This is a genomic window from Dinoroseobacter sp. S375 (genome assembly GCF_049800775.1).
Lineage (GTDB): Bacteria > Pseudomonadota > Alphaproteobacteria > Rhodobacterales > Rhodobacteraceae > Dinoroseobacter.
Genome location: NZ_JBNAFR010000001.1, coordinates 819,773 through 837,056 on the forward strand (window position 1 = coordinate 819,773; position 17,284 = coordinate 837,056).

Genomic DNA, 17,284 nt, shown 5'->3' on the forward strand with positions numbered 1-17,284 from the left:
GCAATCCATGATGCTAATTGAGAAATGCAGCCATTGCGTAAGCTGGTACGACATCGAGACCGGCGCCCTGCAAGGTCGGTTGGGTCTGCCGGATTACCCCCATGAATTCGTCGTCGATGACGAGTTCCGTTACGCCTATATCGGCCATTACGGCGTGCAAAATTCCGGGATCGACGGCACTGACGGCCGCTCGGTGATCGTGGTCGACATCCGCAAGCAGGAGGTCGCCCATATCTACGATCTGGGCGAACATGCCCGCCCCCATGGCATCGGGCTCGACGGTCAGGGGCGGCTCTATGTGCTGTCGGAATGGACCGGGCACCTACTGGTCAAAGAGAACCCGCGCGCCTTTGACCAAGGATGGGACCACATCACCCCGACAGGTGGCAGCAAGTGCCACCTCTTTGCCCTGAGCAAGGATGGCCAGACCGCCTATTCCATGAACCTGACCTCCGGCGACGTGACGGTCTTCAACCCCTATGACGCGGCGGTCGCCCCGGTCTCGATCAAGACCGGCGAGAAGCCCGAGGGCCGCTGCCTGCGCGAGGCTGAGGGCATCCTCTATACCTCGCAGCGGATCTCCAACACGGTGGCGGTGATCGACACCGGCAGCCTCGAGATCCTGCGCAGCTTTCCGACCCCCGATGATCCCTGCCGGATCTACTATGACGGCAAGCGGAACCGGCTCGTGACCATGAACCACCATGGCGGGTCCTTCTCGGTCTTTGACGAGGCCACGGGCGAAATGCTCCACGAGCAGAAGACCCCCGCGAACCCGCTCGCACTCTGCATCGATGACGAGGCGGCCTTCGCCTATATCGCCATCGATTGCGAGCAGGTGCAGCGGTTCAATCTCGACACATTCGAGGTCGTGCAGACCTTCGACACCGGCAAGGAGCCTGACGTGATGGTCATCCTGCCGGACGGATTTTCAAAACACTGGGAGGGGCGGGCATGAGCAAGCCACGCATCGCCATTGTGCCGGGGGACCCCTCGGGCATCGGACCGGAACTGATCGCCAAACTGCTGCAGAGCGACGAGGTGCGCGCGGCCGCCGATATCCTGCTGGTGGGGGACAGCCATCTCTGGCAGCAGGGCGCGACACAGGCTCAGACCGAGCTGGAGCTGGCCACGATCTCCGAAGAGGCGATCACGCAACAGCACGGGCTCTCGCATCTGGAGATGGACACGATCACGCCCGAGCAGGTGCAGGTGGCCGAGGTCACCGTGCTCGGCGGCACGACCTCCTTGCGCTGCCTCGACAAGGCGATGGATCTCGCGATGGCCGGGCTCGTGGACGGGATCCTCTTTGGCCCGTTCAACAAGGCGGCCATGACGGCGGCGGGGCTGAATGCCGAGGATGAGCACCGCTATATGGCGCGCTATCTCGGGCATGAGGGCTACCATTCCGAGCTCAATGTCCTCGACGAGCTGATGACCACGCGGGTGACCAGCCATATCGGGCTGAAGGATGTGGCGGCGAACATCACCGAGGCGGGCGTGCTGCGTGCCGTCAACCTTGCCAATGACACCCTGCGCAAGGCGGGCAAGGCCCGGCCCCGGATCGCCGTTGCGGCGCTTAATCCCCATGCGGGCGATAACGGCAAGTTTGGCCGCGAAGAGATCGAGATCCTCGAGCCCGCCGTCGCCTCGGCCCAGAAACGCCAGATGGATGTGACCGGCCCCTGGCCCTCGGACACGGTGTTTCTCAAGGCCCAGCGCGGCGAGGTCGATGCGGTCGTGACCATGTATCACGACTAGGGTCAGATCGCGATCAAGCTCATGGGGTTCGAGCGCGGCGTGACCGTGGCGGGCGGGTTGCCAATACCGGTAGCGACCCCGGCCCATGGCACCGCTTTCGACATCGCCGGACAGAACAAGGCCAATGTGGGCGCGACCCGGCAAGCCTTTGATTTGCTGGTGCGCATGGCCAAGACACACCGCGCCGAACGCGACGCGGCCTGAAGGAGACACTCAGATGACCAAGATCAAATCCGTCCGCACGCGGGTGTGGAACTGGACCGGCCCCACGGTCCCGCCCACGGGGAATTTCTGCACCAACGCCTCGGATGCGCTCTGGGACAAGGGCGATGCCATGTCCTCCTTCCGGTTCCACCAGTGGCTGACCTGCGAGATCGAGACCGAGGACGGTACCGTGGGCATCGGCAACGCCGCCCTCGCCCCCACCGTGGTCAAGACCGCGATTGATGACTGGTTCGGCCCCATGGTGATCGGCGAGGACCCGTTCGACTACGCCTATCTGTGGGAAAAGATGTACCGCCGGTCCCATGCCTGGGGCCGCAAGGGGATCGGGATGACCGCGATCTCGGCGGTGGATCTGGCGATCTGGGACCTGATGGGCAAGCTCGCGGGCAAGCCGGTCTTCAAGCTGCTCGGCGGGCGCACCAAGGAGAAGATCCCGGTCTATTACTCCAAGCTTTACGCGGGTCCGATCGAGGCGATGCAGGCGGAGGCGGAAGAGGCCAAGAAACACGGCTATCATTCCTACAAGATGCGCTTCGGCTACGGCCCCAAGGACGGGCCCAAGGGGATGCAGGAGAATCTCGACCGCGTGCGCGCTGTGCGCGAGGTGATCGGCGAGGACGCGGATCTGATGCTCGAATGCTATCAAGGCTGGAACGTGGACTACACCAAGCGGATGCTGCCGAAACTGGCAGAGTTCCAGCCCCGCTGGCTCGAGGAGCCGGTGATCGCCGATGATGTCGAAGGCTACCGGCAGCTCAACGCGATGAACATCATCCCGATCTCGGGCGGCGAGCACGAGTTCTCGGTGATCGGCTGCAAGGACCTGATCGCGAGCAATGCGGTGAGCATCCTGCAATATGACACCAACCGCGTCGGTGGCATCACCGCGGCCCAGAAGATCAACGCGATCGCCGAGGCCTTTCAGGTGCCGGTCATCCCCCATGGCGGGCAGATGCACAATTACCACCTGACCATGGCCAATGCGAATTGCATGATCTCGGAATACTTCCCCGTCTTCGATGTCGAGGTCGGCAACGAGCTCTTCTACTACATCTTCGAGGGCGACCCGGATGCGGTCGACGGCTTCATCGATCTCGATGACGACCTGCCGGGTCTCGGGATCACTATCACCGACAAGCACCTGCACAATTTCGAGATCACGGAGTAACGCATGACCCAGTATACAGGGATATGGCCCGTCGCCCCGACCCCCTTCCAGGAGGACGGATCGCTCGATCTGGAGGGGATGAAACGGGTGCTCGACTGCCTGATCGATCAGGGCGCGGACGGGATCTGCGTGCTTGCGAACTTCTCCGAGCAGTTTCTGCTGGCCGATGAAGAGCGCGAGATCCTGACCCGGCTCTGCGTCGAACATATCGCAGGCCGCGTGCCCGTGATCGTCACCATCAGCCACTACGCCACCCGCATCGCGGTGGAGCGCGCGAAGCTCTGCAGATCGCTCGGCGTGGATATCGTGATGATGATGCCGCCCTATCACGGCGCGCTGATGAAGGGGAATGCCAGCCAGACCTTCGAGCAATTCGCCGCCGTGGGCGAGGTCGGCGTGCCGATCATGGTGCAGGACGCACCGCTTTCGGGCGTGGATCTGCCGGTGCCGCTGTTGGTGCGCATGGCGCAAGAGATCGAGGCGGTGAAGCTTTTCAAGATCGAATGCCCGCGCGCGGCCAACAAGCTGCGCGATCTGATCGCGGTCGGAGGAGACGCCATCGAGGCACCCTTCGACGGCGAGGAGGCGATCACGCTTCTTGCCGATCTCGACGCCGGGGCCACGGGGTCGATGACCTCCGGCATGATCGTGGATCAGATCAAGCCAGTCATCACCCATTACCATGCGGGCCGCATCGACGAGGCCACCGCCGCCTATGGCCGGGTCGCCATGGCGATCAACCACGAGAACCGCCAATGCGGCTGGCTGTCCTGCAAGGCGGCCATGGTCGAGGGCGGCGTGATCGCCTCAGAGGCCTGTCGCCATCCCATCGAACCGCTGCATCCGGCCATTCGCGCCCGGATGATCGACCTTTTGAAACCATTGGAACCGTTGGTCCTGCGCTGGGGAAAGTAGCATGCTCTACGGTAAGAACCTGATTGATGGGGCCTGGGTAGGCTCCGAGACGACCTTGGCTTCGGCCGATCTGGATGGGCAGGTCTTTGCCCAGGCCAATCCCGAGCAGATCGATGTGGCCTGCCGGGCGGCGCGGCGCGATTTCCGCGCCTATTCCGCCCTGCCCCGGGCAACGCGCGCCGCGTTCCTGCGCGCCTGCGCCGAGCAGATCGACGCACTGGGCGACGAGATCACCCGCACGGCCATGGCCGAGACCGGCCTGCCCGAGGCGCGCCTTGTGGGCGAGCGGGGCCGGACCACGGGGCAGCTCCGGATGTTCGCCGACTTGCTGGAGTCGACAGAGTATCTCGACATCCGCAAGGATGCCGCCCTGCCCGATCGTGCGCCCCTGCCCCGCCCGGACCTGCGCCTGATCCACAAGGCCATCGGCCCGGTCGCGGTGTTTGGCGCCTCGAACTTCCCGCTGGCCTTCTCGACCGCCGGGGGGGACACGGCCTCGGCCCTGGCGGCGGGGTGTCCGGTGATCGTAAAGGGCCACGGCGCCCATGCGGGCACAGCCGAGCTGGTGGGTCAGGCCATCGCCAAGGCCATGGAAGCCTGCCAGATGCCCCAGGCCACGTTCCAGATGATCCAGGGGGCGAGCAACGAGACCGGGGCGGCGCTGGTCACCCATCCCGAGATCTCGGCAGTGGGCTTCACCGGATCGTTGGCCGGGGGCCGCGCGCTCTTTAACCTGTGCCAGGCGCGCCCGGTGCCGATCCCGTTCTACGGCGAGCTGGGTTCAATCAACCCGATGTTCTGCCTGCCCGAGGCCATGGCCGCGCGCGGGGCCGAGATCGGCAGCGGCTGGGCGGGTTCGCTCACCATGGGCGCGGGCCAGTTCTGCACCAATCCCGGGATCGCGGTCATGGTGAAGGGCCCCGAGGCTGACGCCTTCGAGGAGGCCGCCGTTGCAGCCCTGCGGGGCACGGCCGAGCAGGTCATGCTCACCGATGGCATCAAGGCCGCTTACGAGAGGGGGGTGAAGACCCTGTCGGACCTCGCGACGGAACTGGCCTCCTGTGGTGCGCCCACAGGCAGCCGCGCCGCACTTCCGGCGATGTTCAAGGTCTCAGCCAAGGAATGGATGGCCACCCGCGCGCTGCAGCATGAGGTGTTTGGCGCGGCGGGGATCCTCGTTCTGTGCGAGGACATCGCCGGGATGGAGGCCCTGGCCGAAGCGCTGGAAGGCCAGCTCACCGCGACCCTGCAGATGGATGCGGGCGATACGGCGCTGGGGCAGACCCTCTTGCCGATCCTCGAAGAGAAAGCCGGGCGCATCCTTGCCAATGGCTTCCCCACGGGCGTCGAGGTGGCACCCGCCATGATGCATGGCGGCCCCTACCCGGCCAGCACCGATGTGCGCGGCACCTCGGTGGGCACACTGGCCATCACACGATGGCTGCGTCCGGTGAGTTATCAGAACATCCCCGACGCACTACTGCCCGCGGATCTGCGCGACTGAGCCGAGCACAGGCGCGGCGGGATCCTGATGCGGGTGCCGCCGTGCCTGACCAGATTATCCATGGAAAGGACGCGCCATGACTTTCGGCGTCATCGAGGGCACGGGGTTCGAGGTGATCGAGCCCGAATTCGCCGCCTGTTTCATCGGCCATGCCCGGGTCGAGCGGCTCTGGACCGGGGCGCGCTGGTCCGAAGGACCCGCATGGTTTCCCGCCGGGCGTTACCTGCTGTGGTCCGACATCCCCAACAACCGGCTGATGCGCTGGGACGAGACGGACGGATCCGTCTCGGTCTTTCGCCAGCCCTCGAACAACACCAATGGCAACACGGTCGATCCGCAGGGGCGGCTGGTCTCCTGCGAGCATCTGACCCGGCGCGTGACGCGAACCGAGCCTGACGGGAGCGTCACCGTGCTCGCCGACCGAGTGGAGGGCAAGCGGCTGAATTCGCCCAATGATGTGGTGGTGACCTCGGACGGCGCGATCTGGTTCACGGACCCGTCCTACGGGATCATGATGGACTACGAGGGCGACCGCGCCGAGAGCGAGATCGGCGCCTGCCATGTCTATCGGATAGACCCGGGCACCGGTGCGGTGGTGGCGATGGCCACGGATTTCGTAAAGCCCAACGGGCTGGCCTTCTCCGCCGATGAAAAGACGCTCTTCATCGCCGATACAGGCGGCACCCATGATCCGGACGGCCCGGCGCATATTAGGCGCTTCGACGTGGCCGACGGGGGCACGCGCCTCTCGGGTGGAGAGGTCTTTGCCACCTGCACGAACGGTTTTTTCGACGGGTTCCGGCTCGACCGGGATGGCCGGATCTGGAGCTCGGCAGCGGATGGCGTGCACTGTCTTGCCCCCGATGGCCGGCTGATCGGCAAGATCCACCTTCCGGAGATCGTGGGCAATGTCTGTTTCGGCGGGGCCAAGAAGAACCGTCGCTTCATGGCCGCGACCAGTTCGCTCTATGCGGTCTATCTCAACGTCAACGGGCTGTGACCCGGACCGCTTAGCCGGACGAAAGGAGGGGCCAATGGCCCCTCCCGATGCTTATCCCAGATCCATCCCGAGATCGGTCAGCGCCTGCACAAGCGGGCTCGTCTCGTCGAGGATCCCGCTCCAGGACGGCGCGTTGAGGCTCTGTGCCGTGAGGTCTTCGGCCTGCACTCCGTCGAGCACCACGAAATCCCCACCATTGCCCAGCACCTCGAAGACAAGGCTGTCCTCCTGCTCGGTCACGGCGATCTGGTCGCCGGAGAACGAGCCGAAGTCGAACGTGTCCTCGGCCGGATTGAACCCGGTGATCGTGGTGGTCGAGCCATAGCTCCAGCCCAGGGTGTAGGCCTCGGCCGTGCCATCGGAGAAGACCACGGTGTCGCCCTCGCCCGGGGTGCCGCCAGTGTCCCCGCCGTCCCCTCCGTCGCCGCCGGTGTCACCGCCATCGTCGCCGCCATCGCCGCCATCGCCGCCATCGCCTTCATAGATCGACCCGGTCAGATCGCCCGTCCGGGTCTGGAACCCGTCCGTGCTCGCCCCAGCGGGGGCCTCGGGGGTCAGCAGCATGGTCCGGTCCACCAAGGTGACGTCATTCTGGTCGAAGCCGAACGGATCCTCGAGGTTGTCCTCCATCACCTGGTCGAAATGGAACTCGACCATGCCGGGGATCAGTTCGGCCTTGGTCACCCCGGTGAAGGTGAAGCTCTGGCCACTGGGCAGCGACGAGATCACCAGCCCCTCGGCGCTGTCCTCGACATTCAGCCGCTCGCGGGTGCCGAAATAGAGGAAGCTGATTTTCATGGAAGTCGGGTCGAACCTGTCGATCACCTCGCTCGCCCCGTATTCGTGGCTGCGGATATAGACCGTGTCATCGGCGCGGGGGCCGACCCCTTGCTCCCACGAAACAACCCCGCCGAGATCCTGGCGCAGGTGCTCGTTCCCGACCACACCGAAACTGTCGATGGTAACATCCTGATAGGTGACGCCCTGCACGATCTGCGCGGCGTCGGACCAGGGGCTGTCGATCACGATCTCACCGGCTTCGGATTTGGTGATGATCATGCCATGCACCGAGGTGCCGCCGAAATCCAGCTCGTCCCGCGTGGTGTCGAAGCCAACGATGTCATCGGCATTGCTGTCGGCCTTGTACTTTACGCCGCCCGCCTCGGTCGCACCGGTGGTTTCAGGCGGGTTGGAGCCGTCATTGTCATAGCTGAGCGTGTAGCCCTCGCCATCTTCGGGGGTCGTGTTGACCGCGCCGAGGGCCGCGGCGATCTCGTTCTGGACCCCCTGATTGGCGGCGGTGATATTGGCCAGCGTCAGATCGTCGAGCCCAAACCCGGTGAACACGATCTGCTTGGTCTGACCGTTCTGGGTCAGCTCGATCCGGACCGTCTGGCCCAGCGCATCGCCGGATTCCTCGAATATGTTGAAGGCATCGGCGGTGACATCGGCCTCGATCTCGATCATGTCGCCCATGCCGGGCATAAAGCCGTCGATCACCTGCGCGGGCGTGTCGAGATTGATGTAGACATGCTGATGCATATGGCCATCGCCATGCCCGTCATCGCCGCCATCCCCGTGACCATCGCCGCCATCGCCATCGCCGCCGTCACCATGGCCATCGCCGTCACCGCCATCGCCATCACCATGCCCGTCACCGTCGCCCGTACTGGAGCCATCCCCGATCAGGCCCAGAACCTCCGCCGCGGCGGTGTCATCCAGAATGGTGAAGTTGGCCGCCGAGAGATCCCCGAGCGAGACATTCTCCAGCGTGGTAGACTGGTTGTTGGAGGGCACGAAAAAGGTCACGCCGAACGCAGTGCCCTCATCGGCGGTGTATTCCACCACCTCCAGGGCATCCGCCCCGATCCAGTCGATGAAGATCGTATCCGTGGCCGGGTCGAAACCCGAGATCACGGTATCGCTGCCATAGGACCAGGTGATCACGACATCCGCGGTTTCCTTGGTGACGTTGGCATCGCCATTGCCCGAGGGCCCGGTCCCGCCAGTGTCGCCACCATCGCCCGAGCCATCGCCCGAACCATCACCTGTGCCGTCGCCGGGTCCGTCACCGCCGGGCGTGCCGAGCCCCTCATCGCCCGTCTTGCGGTCTTCGAAGAAGGCAATCGCCTCGTCCACACTCGGGCTGTCATAGCCGCCATATTCCTCGATATAGCGCAGGATCGACGTGCCATTCTCATCCGTGGACGCCCCGCCGCCGAGCAGCAGGTTGACCGTGCCGAACGCGCCCCGCAGATGCGAGGCCGCCATCAGGCCGGTCACTGTGATCTCGACCGAGACGGTCGAGCCATCCACGTCCTGATAGGTGAAGGTCTCGCCGATGAAGTCATCGAGGCTGTAGCCCTGATAGCCGAGCTGCTGCTCGATGATCTGCAGGTTGAACCCGAACGCCTCCTGGATCGCGACCTCCTGCGCCTCGGCGGTCATGAAGTCGTCGAGCGAGGTGACACCGGCCTTGCCGGTCCAGTCGCCATCCCAGCGATTGATCGTATCGCCGCCCAGGTAATAGACGTCATCATCGTAGTATCCGAGGTCGATCAGCAACGCCTCGCCGAACTGGTATCCAACAAATCCCAGCGAGTTGGTGGAGCGATAGGACATCGCATCCCATTCCGCGTCGGTCAGGTCACCCCAGCTGCTATAGCCCGGATAGAACTCGGTGACCGGCCCACCGGCCCACTGGTCGAGCTGGGCGTCGATGATGATGCCGTTGTCGTACCGATCCCGATCCCAGCCGGATTCAAACGCCCGCAGCGCATCGCGAAATTCTTCATAAGTCCCTTTGGACATTGTTTTCCTCTCAGCAACAATTGATGGCCAGCCCGGTGATTGCGGGCTCTGGAGGTCACATGGCAGGGCGGGGCGCGTTTCGCTTGGGCCGACGCGCCAAAGACTTGCTCGGACCCGCCGCCTGGCTGGCTAGGCGGATTTCTGCCGTGGCGCGCGGGCCGAGATCGGCGGGCGCCCGGTCCAGCGCCGATAGGCGTTGGAGAAGCTGCTCGGGTCGGAAAAGCCCAGAAGGTAACTGATCTCGGTCAGCGAGACACTGGGGTCTTCCAGCAGGGCCGCTGCCATGGCCTCCCGCGTCTCGTCGATCACCAGTCTAAAGGTCGTCCCCTCCTCGGCGAGCTTGCGCGACAGGGTCCTCTCCGACAGGCCCAGCGCCTCGGCGGCGTCCTGCAAACGGGGCAACCCCGCATGGAAGCGGCGCATCAGGTATTGAAAGACCCGCTCCCGGGTACTGGTCGGATCCGGACGCCGCTGCGACAGGATCAGCCGGCCATACTCCGTCAGATGGAGCAGCAGATGCGCATCGCTCGACCGGATCGGAAGATCGAGCGCCGAGGATTTCAGGACGATCGCCGTATAGCCCGTGGCATCCTCCACCGGACAGCCCAGCGCCCCCGAGATTGCCCGAGCACGATGCCCGATCGGGGCGGCCACATGGACACGCTGGGGCTGCACCGGCGCTTGGGTGGCCGCGGACCAGCTGTTGAGGATGCTGCCCAGAACGAACTCGCGGTAATGGACCGCGCGCTGCACCCTCGGGGCCGGATGCCCCATGCGGAACTCGGTGGTGGCCCCTTCGCTGCGGATCTCGACCCGGCTGCGCGGGCGCGTCAGCCGCACGAATTCGGCGATATGGTCGAGCCCGGCGCGCAAGGTGGGGGACGCAAACAGGATATAGGACAGGATGGAGCCGGTATTGGCCCTGGCCGCCAGCCCGAGTTTCAGGGCAAAGAGCGGATCATCGCTTTGCCGGGCCAGCGCCTCGACCACGGCGATTTCCTGCATCAGGGGGACCATCTCGCCGGGGGTGTCCAGAACCCGTGTCTCGAGCCCCGCTGCCTCCAGCGCAGCCGCGAGCGCGCCGGGGCCCAGATGGGGCACCTCTTTCAGGCTGCTGAGCCAGTAATTGGGAACAGATTCCTGACCGTCATCTGCAATTGGGGCTGCACGCTTCATCGGTCTCTTTTCCGTCTGCGCTCACTCCGGGGGCGGCGGCGGCAATCCCCGCATTTGAGCAAGTTTAGAGGTGGCAGTTTCCGCGGACAAGACAATAGGGCGAGAGAGCAGGTCTTGTTGCGGGGATCCCCTGCGGTGTTCCGCGCCCCGGAACCCTCAATAGCGGGACTTCAGGCATCCCAATAGGTGCCGGAACAACGTTCGGGCAGATGCCAGCCCGCAAGGCCCCCGCGCGCATCCGAGGGCTGAGCGTGCCCCTTCGGGACCTGCCACAACCCGGCCTGTGCCCGTGCCGCCATGGCGCTGACCAGAGGATGCAGGCTGCGTGCCGCTCCCATCGATGCCCGGTCGTTCGCATCGACAGGCTCCTAACGGAGAGCGCGCGACATCCGCGCCGGGAATTCTGGAAGGGGCATGGTTGTCGCCAACCCTGCGCTCGGCGTGGTCCGGACCAAAACAGGCTCTTTGCAGCGGCCAGCCCGCAAAGGCGGCATTGCCCGGGCCGCGCAGCCTTTTCCGCTCGGAGGATTGGCAATTGGAGAACCCTCATGAAATCCCCATCCTGTCCTCGAGCACACATGTCTGCGCATCGCTAGACCGGGCCTATCTCGGGGCCCTTCTGTCGCGGCCCTGCCTGTTTGGAGACTGCAATGCTTGATGACCCCACTCTGCCCCGATTGCTGGATGCGCCCGTGCGCGCGTCCTTTGCCGAAAGCTGGCAACCCCATGCCCTGACCCGGAATGGCGCGGCAATGCTGCAGCCCGAGATCGGCCCCTTTGCCGCTGCGGCCAGCGATGCGCCCGAGGATCAGGCGGATCTGGCCGCGCTCATCGCCCGGCGCGCGGCCCCGGTCCTCGTGACGCAGGTCGCCGAGATCCCGATCCCTCCGGGTCGCGAGTTGCTGAGCCTGGTCAAGGGGGTGCAGATGGTTGCCACCGACGACGCCAGCGCCGCAGAGATCGACAGTCTGACCCTAGGTCCTGCGAATGCGCCCGAGATGCTGGCCCTGGCACAGCTGACCCAACCGGGACCGTTCGAGCTGCGCACCTATCGCTTGGGCACCTTTATCGGCCTGCGCGAGAACGGTGCCCTGATCGCCATGGCCGGGCAACGCATGGGCTTTGCCGGGCTGCGCGAGATCAGCGGGGTCTGCGTGCATCCCGAGCACCGGGGCCAGGGCCTCGCCACGGCCCTGATCCGCGCCATGATCGGCCAGATCCGCGCCGATGGGGACCGGCCCTTCCTCCATACCTATGCGGATAATGCGGTGGCCATTCAGCTCTATGAACGTCTGAGCTTCGCGCAGCGCGCTGAGGTGAACGTGGCGCAGATCGCCTGAGCGCGCCGCGTCACATCATCATGCAATCACCCGCCGGGGGCAGCGCCTCTGCCCCCTCGGGCAGGGTGGGCGTGTAATCGAAACTCGCGATCCGCGCACCCACGTCGAAGGCCACGAAAAGCTGGTTTGAACCGGGGCGGATCGCGATCCCCTCCGGATCGATCCCATAGGGCAAAAGCGACGCGGTCGAGAGCAACTGCCCCTCGGTGTCGAACTCATACAGGCTGTTGGTGCCCTCGCGGTCATCCACAATCAACAGGTGCCCGGTCCGCGGATCCCGCGCAATGCCCTGCGCTTCGCTCAGGGGCGGGTTCAGGGTCATGGTGTCGATCCGGCGCAGCACCTCGCCCTCGGGCGTCATCCAGGTGAGGTATTCCGGATCATCCTCGACCATCACCAGATTGCCCGACCCGTCCACGGCCAGACCCTCGGTATCGGCCCAGCCGAGGCTGCTGCGGAAGGGCGCGCCGAGGGGCTCGCCATTCTTGGTCAGGCGCTGGAACATCCCCGCGCCATCGGCCACGAGGAGGGCATCGCCCTCGATGGTGATCGCCTTGATCGTGAAGAGATCCGAGGAGAACCGCCGCAGTTCCAGCCCGTCCAGGGTCACGAGGATCACCTCGGGCCCTTCATTCGCGATCCAGAGCCCGCAAAAGGTCGGGTCATAATCGAGGCTCGAGGGATGGTTGATCTCGAACGTGCCCGTATGCCTGAGATCGAGCGCCGTGGCCGCCTTGGGCAGCGTTCCGGGCAGGATGAGGGTCAGTATTGCGAATACGCGCAGCATGGCAGGGCCTCCTGACAGGGGTGCTGCTAAGGATGGGGCAGTTGCGCGCAACATCAACCGTGCCCGGCCCTGGAGAGGTGTCGACCCACCCCGCCCGGAGGCCGGTCCGTGACCGGGCGGGCCCCGTCAGGCAGCGGATCGCAACGCGCACAGTGCCGCGCAGCGCGCCGGCACCCCGGACAGGGCTGCGGCGATCGCCGGGTTCACCTGATCTGCATGGGTCAGGGGCGCCATATGGCCAAGCCCCGGCATCACGCTGCAGCGCGCCTTGGGATACTGCGCCAGAATCCGGTCGCTGACATCCACCGTGACCCGGGGCGAACAGCTCCCGCGCAGCACGGTCACCGGGCCGCGAAAATCCGGGCGAGGCACGGTCCAGACACCCGCGCAGATCTCTTCGAAATCCCGGGTGAGCGAACCGCTCAAGGCGATGAGCCCCGCCTGCCGCTGGGGCGAGAGGCGATCCCACATCCCCGGCGCGCACCAGAAATCCAGAAACCGGGCCATCGTCACCGGCGCAGGCTGCCCGCGCAGCCCGGTCCAGAGCGCGCGCAGATCCGGTGCCATACAGGCCGGCCCCCGCGCATCCGTCACAGGCATGACCGGATCGTAGAGCGTGACGCTGCGCACCTGCTCGGGGTTTCGGTTGGCCAGCATCAGCGCCACGGCGCCCCCGAAGGAATGCGCCACCACGTCCACGGGGCCCGGGACCTGCCAGAGTGCGGCCTCCAGATAGGAGAGCCGGTCGAGATCGGGCGGGGTCCCGCCGTAGCCGGGCAGATCCGGCGCGATCACCCCAGATGCAGACCCGAGACAGGCCGCGAGGCTCTGCCACTGACGCCCGGTACTGGCGGTGCCGTGGATCGCGAAGATCGGAGCAGTGGATTGCAGAGGGCGCGCGCCCGCATGGTCAGCGCTGAAAGATGGGGCTTTCATGGTCATGACTTCCTGACTGGGACGCGGCATGCGCGTGGGTTGCGAGGGGCCGGGGCTCTGCCCGGCGCTGTCATCTCGTAATCCAGAGCCACACCGCGAAGCTTGAGGCCTGCATGGGGATTGCGTGAGGATTGCCCCTGGACCGCGCTGGGATCTGACCGGTGGCGGGGGCGCGGAGCACCTATGTGGTCCAATCGAGCCTGTGCCTTGCCCTCGCCATGTGGCTCTGGCAGCCGATGACCGGAACGATCTGGCAGGTCGAGGGGCCCGCCGCTCTTGCCCTCTATGCGCTTTTCGCACTCGGCGCGGGGATCGTGTTCTGGTCGACCTTCCTGATCGACCATTTCGAGCTCTTTGGCCTGCGCCAGATCTGGACCCATCTGCGCGGCAAGCCCATGCCCGCGCCGGAATTCCGGACCCCGGCCCTTTACCGCATCGTGCGGCACCCGATGCAGCTTGGCGTGGTGATCCTGCTGTTTGCGACCCCGCATCTGACCTTGGGGCACCTGCTCTTTGCCGGATCGATGACGCTCTACATCTTCGTTGGGCTCTTTTTCGAGGAACGCGCCCTCGTGCGGACCTATGGCGCGCGCTATCAGGCCTATCAGGCCTCGGTGCCCATGCTGATCCCCGGCCTGCGCCCACGGGTAGGATCCAGCCTCGGCTGAGCCCGATCCCCCGACAGAACAGCGCGCCGGGCCTCGGGGTCCGGCGTCGTGCTGCGTCTCAGTCGAGGATCTTGATCGACCAGATCAGGGCGGTTCGATAGCCCGAGTGTTCCAGCAAAGCGATCTTGGAGCGCCATGCCGCCGGGCAGACCACAAAGACCGCCCCATCGCCCCGGGCCTGCCGCGCCGCCTCGGCGGTGCGCAGAAGCGCGGCCGCCTCATCCGCCCCCGTCCCGAGGCTGAGCGGATCCTCCAGCGCGGCATGGTAGAAGTCGTCGATGATGCCCATGCCCGCGATCCGGTGCCCGGCAGAGACATGCATCGCGGTGATCGGCTGCGAGATCGCATAGCCCTGCACGGCCCCCTCCCCGGCCACGAACATGTCCCGATCCGCAAGGCCGAGGCTTCGCGTCATCCATGCCCCGAAGCGGGCATCAGCCGCCTCATGGGTCTGCCAGAACCGGGGATGGAGATCCGCGATGATCCGGCGGTGCGTGGCGCTGAGCCCGACAATGGCGGGCACATCCCCCTCTGCCGCAGACCGGACCGGGGGGCGCACCGCCATCTCGGCCAGCCCCGCCTTAGCGAGATAGAGGGTCAGCGGGTGGTACCCCTGCGCGGCGTGGCAGGGCAGCCAATCTCCCTCCGCGACGCTCGCGGTCAACAGGATCCGCGCCCCGGCCGCCGCGAGATCCGCTTCGGCAGCCGCCAACAGGGTCGCGCGCGCCGCTTCGGGCGCGTTCGGGCGCAACGTGGCATCCTGCAGGATCAACCCCGGCGAGCCGAGCGCCCCCGCATAGATCGGCGGCACCGGCAGGAGGAAGGAGTGGACAGCGCCCAGCAGCTCGCCCCCATCCTCGGCCAGCAGCCAGCGCTGGCGCAGCGGCGTGTCTTCGCCCGCAACCTGACGCTCCAGCGTGGCGCGGATCTCGGTCTCCGGGTCGGCAACAAGGGGCCAAAGGGCGGGTTCGCGCGCCGCCAACCCTCTCGCTGAGTGGCAGAGCAGGTCCGCAAGCGGGTCGAGATCCGCGCGTCCGGCTGGTCGGGTGGTGAGTGTCATCGCGTCGCCCTCCGCTGTGTCGCCCCGTGATCGCAAGCGACCGAGCATTTGACAAAGCAGTTCTTCTGAACGAGGCAATAGAAAACCTAAGACCTAGAGGTCCCGTGACCAAGTCGATCAACCTCAACGCCCTGCAGATCTTCGCCATGGCCGCAGAGCTCGGCAATTTCCAGCGGGCGGCAGACGCGCTGAACCTGTCCCACGGGGCGGTGTCCCAGCGGATCAAGGGGCTGGAGGAGGCGCTTGGCACGCGGCTCTTTGACCGGGCTGCGCGGGGTGTGCGGCTGACCGCAGCGGGGGCCGCATATCATGACGAGATCGCCGCGCCCCTGGCCCGGATCGAGGCCGCGACCCGCGCGTTGCACGAAGCGGATCGCCCGATCACCTTTCGGGTCGGGCCCTCCTTTGCGACGCGCTGGCTCATGCCGCGTCTGGCCCGGTTCCGCGCGGCCCATCCCGATCTCTCGATCACCACGGATGTACAGGAAACCGCGCTGGCGCATCCGCTGGGACCCAACGAGCTTGCGATCCTGCCCGGGGAGCTTGTGCCAAAGACCCGCGATCTGGAGCTGCGCCCCTTGGTGGAGCTGTCCTTTCTGGCGGTCTGCCATCCGGATCTGCCGCGTCCGCCGGGGGCCCTCTCGCTTGCTCAGATCCTCGCGCTGCCGCTTCTGCAGGATGCCAAGCGCCGGTGGGAGCATCTGATCACTGCAGAGGGGTTCCCGGGCCCCGCAACCCTGCTGAACTTCGACCGCTCGGCTCTGGCGCTGGATGCGGCGCGCAACGGGCATGGGGTCGCCATGGCGCCCCGGCACCTCATCGACGACGCCCTCGCGGCGGGGGACCTTGTCACGCTCTGGCAGGCACCGGCCCCCACGGGCGAGGCGCTGTACCTCTGCTGGACGTCCGAGCATGGCCGAGCCCGCGGACTGCGCCGCACCCTCGGCTGGGTGCTGGCCGAGTTCGGGCAACCCCCGCTTTAGACCTGCGCCCGGGCCTCCCGCCGCAAGGCATAATAGTTCGCGCCAAAGATCATGAGCGCCCCCAGACCCAGCCACGGATCGAGCGCCTCGCCATAGGCCCAGAACCCGATCAGCGCGATCAGAGGCACGCGGGCAAAATCGATGGGCACAACCGTCGACGCCTCCAGCAGCCGCAAGGCCCGTGCCATGGTGTAATGCGCGCTCAGCCCGGTCAGCCCCGCCAGCAGGATCCAGGGCAGGTCCGGCAGGGACGGGCTCTGCCAGTCCATCAGGGCCAGTCCGAACCCCATGGGCAGCTGCATCACGATCATCCAGGTGACAATGGCCAGCGGCGGGCAGCTCTCTGTCAGGCGCTTGACCAGCACGATCGACAGGCCATAGCCCATGGCCGCCGCGAGCACGACAAAAGCCGCCGGATCGATGATCTCGACCCCAGGGCGGAGGATGACCAGCACGCCCGCGAAACTGCCCAGCACCGCGACCAGCCGCGCGCGATGTATCCGCTCGCCCAGCAACAGAAAGGCGAAGATCGCGACCCAGACCGGCATGGTGAATTCCAGCGCGAACACCTCTGCCAGAGGCAGCAGCACGACCCCGAGCGTCCAGCAATACTGGGCCGCAAAATGGATGAGGTTGCGGATCAGATGCAGACCGATCCGCTCTGCCCGGCGGCAGGCCGGGAGGACTTTGCGCGCCAACAGGGCCAGGATCGCCAGCCCGACGAGCGACCGGAAAAACAGGATCTGGACCACCGAGAGACTGTCGGCAAGCTCCCGCGAGGCGATGGCCATGCCGATGAAGGACGCGAGGCACCCCGCCATCCAGAGCACGCCCTGCACCAGCGGGCTGGGACGAACCACGAAACGGGCACTGGGGGGCATGGGGGACATGGGGCAAACCTCGGGGATGATTGTCCCCGCTTTGCCAGACCATCCGATACATTGAAAATT

15 protein-coding genes and 1 pseudogene are annotated in these 17,284 nt (G+C 65.9%); 9 read left to right on the plus strand and 7 right to left on the minus strand.

The annotated features are described in order from the left end of the window. Positions 1–7: 7 nt before the first annotated feature. The 6 genes and pseudogenes from ACP150_RS03940 to ACP150_RS03965 all read left to right on the plus strand — a co-directional run bounded on the left by ACP150_RS03940 (position 8) and on the right by ACP150_RS03965 (position 6,573). Positions 8–958: a YncE family protein gene (locus tag ACP150_RS03940; protein WP_424965240.1), complete on the plus strand. Its 951-nt coding sequence runs from the start codon at positions 8–10 to the stop codon at positions 956–958. Further along, positions 955–1,965 (plus strand): annotated as a pseudogene (locus ACP150_RS03945) (4-hydroxythreonine-4-phosphate dehydrogenase PdxA). Before ACP150_RS03940 ends, ACP150_RS03945 begins: the two are co-directional and overlap by 4 nt. Positions 1,966–1,978: 13 nt before the next feature. Beyond that, positions 1,979–3,154 carry an L-rhamnonate dehydratase gene (locus ACP150_RS03950; RefSeq protein ID WP_424965241.1) on the plus strand — a complete coding sequence of 392 codons (1,176 nt, stop codon included), beginning with the start codon at positions 1,979–1,981 and terminating at the stop codon, positions 3,152–3,154. A 3-nt stretch (positions 3,155–3,157) separates the two neighbouring features. Further along, complete coding sequence (locus ACP150_RS03955) at positions 3,158–4,069, plus strand: dihydrodipicolinate synthase family protein (RefSeq protein ID WP_424965242.1); 912 nt, start codon at positions 3,158–3,160, stop codon at positions 4,067–4,069. Between the two features lies 1 nt (position 4,070). Beyond that, a complete protein-coding gene (locus tag ACP150_RS03960) occupies positions 4,071–5,573 on the plus strand; it encodes an aldehyde dehydrogenase (NADP(+)) (protein ID WP_424965243.1) in 1,503 nt (500 codons plus the stop codon). A gap of 76 nt (positions 5,574–5,649) precedes the next feature. After that, positions 5,650–6,573 (plus strand): SMP-30/gluconolactonase/LRE family protein, encoded by a 924-nt coding sequence (locus ACP150_RS03965; protein ID WP_424965244.1) that lies wholly within the window; start codon positions 5,650–5,652, stop codon positions 6,571–6,573. Positions 6,574–6,624: 51 nt separating this feature from the next. Here the strand turns inward: ACP150_RS03965 and ACP150_RS03970 are convergent, their stop codons facing one another. The 3 genes from ACP150_RS03970 to ACP150_RS03980 all read right to left on the minus strand — a co-directional run bounded on the left by ACP150_RS03970 (position 6,625) and on the right by ACP150_RS03980 (position 10,898). Then, positions 6,625–9,384 carry a hypothetical protein gene (locus tag ACP150_RS03970; RefSeq protein WP_424965245.1) on the minus strand — a complete coding sequence of 920 codons (2,760 nt, stop codon included), beginning with the start codon at positions 9,382–9,384 and terminating at the stop codon, positions 6,625–6,627. A 129-nt stretch (positions 9,385–9,513) separates the two neighbouring features. Continuing rightward, positions 9,514–10,560 (minus strand): AraC family transcriptional regulator ligand-binding domain-containing protein, encoded by a 1,047-nt coding sequence (locus ACP150_RS03975; RefSeq protein WP_424965246.1) that lies wholly within the window; start codon positions 10,558–10,560, stop codon positions 9,514–9,516. A 170-nt stretch (positions 10,561–10,730) separates the two neighbouring features. Beyond that, the gene (locus tag ACP150_RS03980; RefSeq protein WP_424965247.1) at positions 10,731–10,898 is read right to left on the minus strand and encodes a hypothetical protein; all 168 of its coding nucleotides are present in this window, start codon (positions 10,896–10,898) and stop codon (positions 10,731–10,733) included. Between the two features lie 312 nt (positions 10,899–11,210). Between ACP150_RS03980 and ACP150_RS03985 the strand changes: the two genes are divergently transcribed. Beyond that, positions 11,211–11,900 (plus strand): GNAT family N-acetyltransferase, encoded by a 690-nt coding sequence (locus tag ACP150_RS03985; protein WP_424965248.1) that lies wholly within the window; start codon positions 11,211–11,213, stop codon positions 11,898–11,900. Positions 11,901–11,910: 10 nt separating this feature from the next. On the opposite strand, the gene ACP150_RS03990 is transcribed toward ACP150_RS03985, so the two are convergent. Continuing rightward, positions 11,911–12,687 carry a hypothetical protein gene (locus ACP150_RS03990; protein WP_424965249.1) on the minus strand — a complete coding sequence of 259 codons (777 nt, stop codon included), beginning with the start codon at positions 12,685–12,687 and terminating at the stop codon, positions 11,911–11,913. Positions 12,688–12,813: 126 nt separating this feature from the next. Then, complete coding sequence (locus tag ACP150_RS03995; RefSeq protein ID WP_424965250.1) at positions 12,814–13,623, minus strand: alpha/beta fold hydrolase; 810 nt, start codon at positions 13,621–13,623, stop codon at positions 12,814–12,816. 161 nt (positions 13,624–13,784) lie between these two features. Between ACP150_RS03995 and ACP150_RS04000 the strand changes: the two genes are divergently transcribed. Then, positions 13,785–14,291, plus strand: a complete 507-nt coding sequence (locus tag ACP150_RS04000) for a methyltransferase family protein (RefSeq protein WP_424965251.1) — start codon at positions 13,785–13,787, stop codon at positions 14,289–14,291. Positions 14,292–14,349: 58 nt separating this feature from the next. On the opposite strand, the gene ACP150_RS04005 is transcribed toward ACP150_RS04000, so the two are convergent. Further along, positions 14,350–15,351, minus strand: coding sequence for a hypothetical protein (locus ACP150_RS04005; protein ID WP_424965252.1), 1,002 nt, complete (start codon positions 15,349–15,351; stop codon positions 14,350–14,352). Between the two features lie 104 nt (positions 15,352–15,455). Here ACP150_RS04005 and ACP150_RS04010 point away from each other — a divergent pair, with 104 nt between their 5' ends. Further along, positions 15,456–16,334, plus strand: a complete 879-nt coding sequence (locus ACP150_RS04010; RefSeq protein WP_424965253.1) for a LysR family transcriptional regulator — start codon at positions 15,456–15,458, stop codon at positions 16,332–16,334. On the opposite strand, the gene ACP150_RS04015 is transcribed toward ACP150_RS04010, so the two are convergent. Then, positions 16,331–17,215, minus strand: a complete 885-nt coding sequence (locus ACP150_RS04015) for a DMT family transporter (RefSeq protein WP_424965254.1) — start codon at positions 17,213–17,215, stop codon at positions 16,331–16,333. The genes ACP150_RS04010 and ACP150_RS04015 overlap by 4 nt on opposite strands. Positions 17,216–17,284 lie beyond the last annotated feature (69 nt).

Excerpts from the sequence above, each read along its gene's own strand:
- ACP150_RS03960 (WP_424965243.1), top strand. The coding sequence starts at position 4,071 with ATGCTCTACGGTAAGAACCTGATTGATGGGGCCTGGGTAGGCTCCGAG.
- ACP150_RS03965 (WP_424965244.1), top strand. The coding sequence starts at position 5,650 with ATGACTTTCGGCGTCATCGAGGGCACGGGGTTCGAGGTGATCGAGCCC.
- ACP150_RS03980 (WP_424965247.1), bottom strand. The coding sequence starts at position 10,898 with ATGGGAGCGGCACGCAGCCTGCATCCTCTGGTCAGCGCCATGGCGGCA.
- ACP150_RS03985 (WP_424965248.1), top strand. The coding sequence starts at position 11,211 with ATGCTTGATGACCCCACTCTGCCCCGATTGCTGGATGCGCCCGTGCGC.
- ACP150_RS04005 (WP_424965252.1), bottom strand. The coding sequence starts at position 15,351 with ATGACACTCACCACCCGACCAGCCGGACGCGCGGATCTCGACCCGCTT.
- ACP150_RS03970 (WP_424965245.1), bottom strand. The coding sequence starts at position 9,384 with ATGTCCAAAGGGACTTATGAAGAATTTCGCGATGCGCTGCGGGCGTTT.
- ACP150_RS03955 (WP_424965242.1), top strand. The coding sequence starts at position 3,158 with ATGACCCAGTATACAGGGATATGGCCCGTCGCCCCGACCCCCTTCCAG.
- ACP150_RS03940 (WP_424965240.1), top strand. The coding sequence starts at position 8 with ATGATGCTAATTGAGAAATGCAGCCATTGCGTAAGCTGGTACGACATC.
- ACP150_RS03975 (WP_424965246.1), bottom strand. The coding sequence starts at position 10,560 with ATGAAGCGTGCAGCCCCAATTGCAGATGACGGTCAGGAATCTGTTCCC.
- ACP150_RS03990 (WP_424965249.1), bottom strand. The coding sequence starts at position 12,687 with ATGCTGCGCGTATTCGCAATACTGACCCTCATCCTGCCCGGAACGCTG.
- ACP150_RS03950 (WP_424965241.1), top strand. The coding sequence starts at position 1,979 with ATGACCAAGATCAAATCCGTCCGCACGCGGGTGTGGAACTGGACCGGC.
- ACP150_RS04015 (WP_424965254.1), bottom strand. The coding sequence starts at position 17,215 with ATGCCCCCCAGTGCCCGTTTCGTGGTTCGTCCCAGCCCGCTGGTGCAG.
- ACP150_RS03995 (WP_424965250.1), bottom strand. The coding sequence starts at position 13,623 with ATGAAAGCCCCATCTTTCAGCGCTGACCATGCGGGCGCGCGCCCTCTG.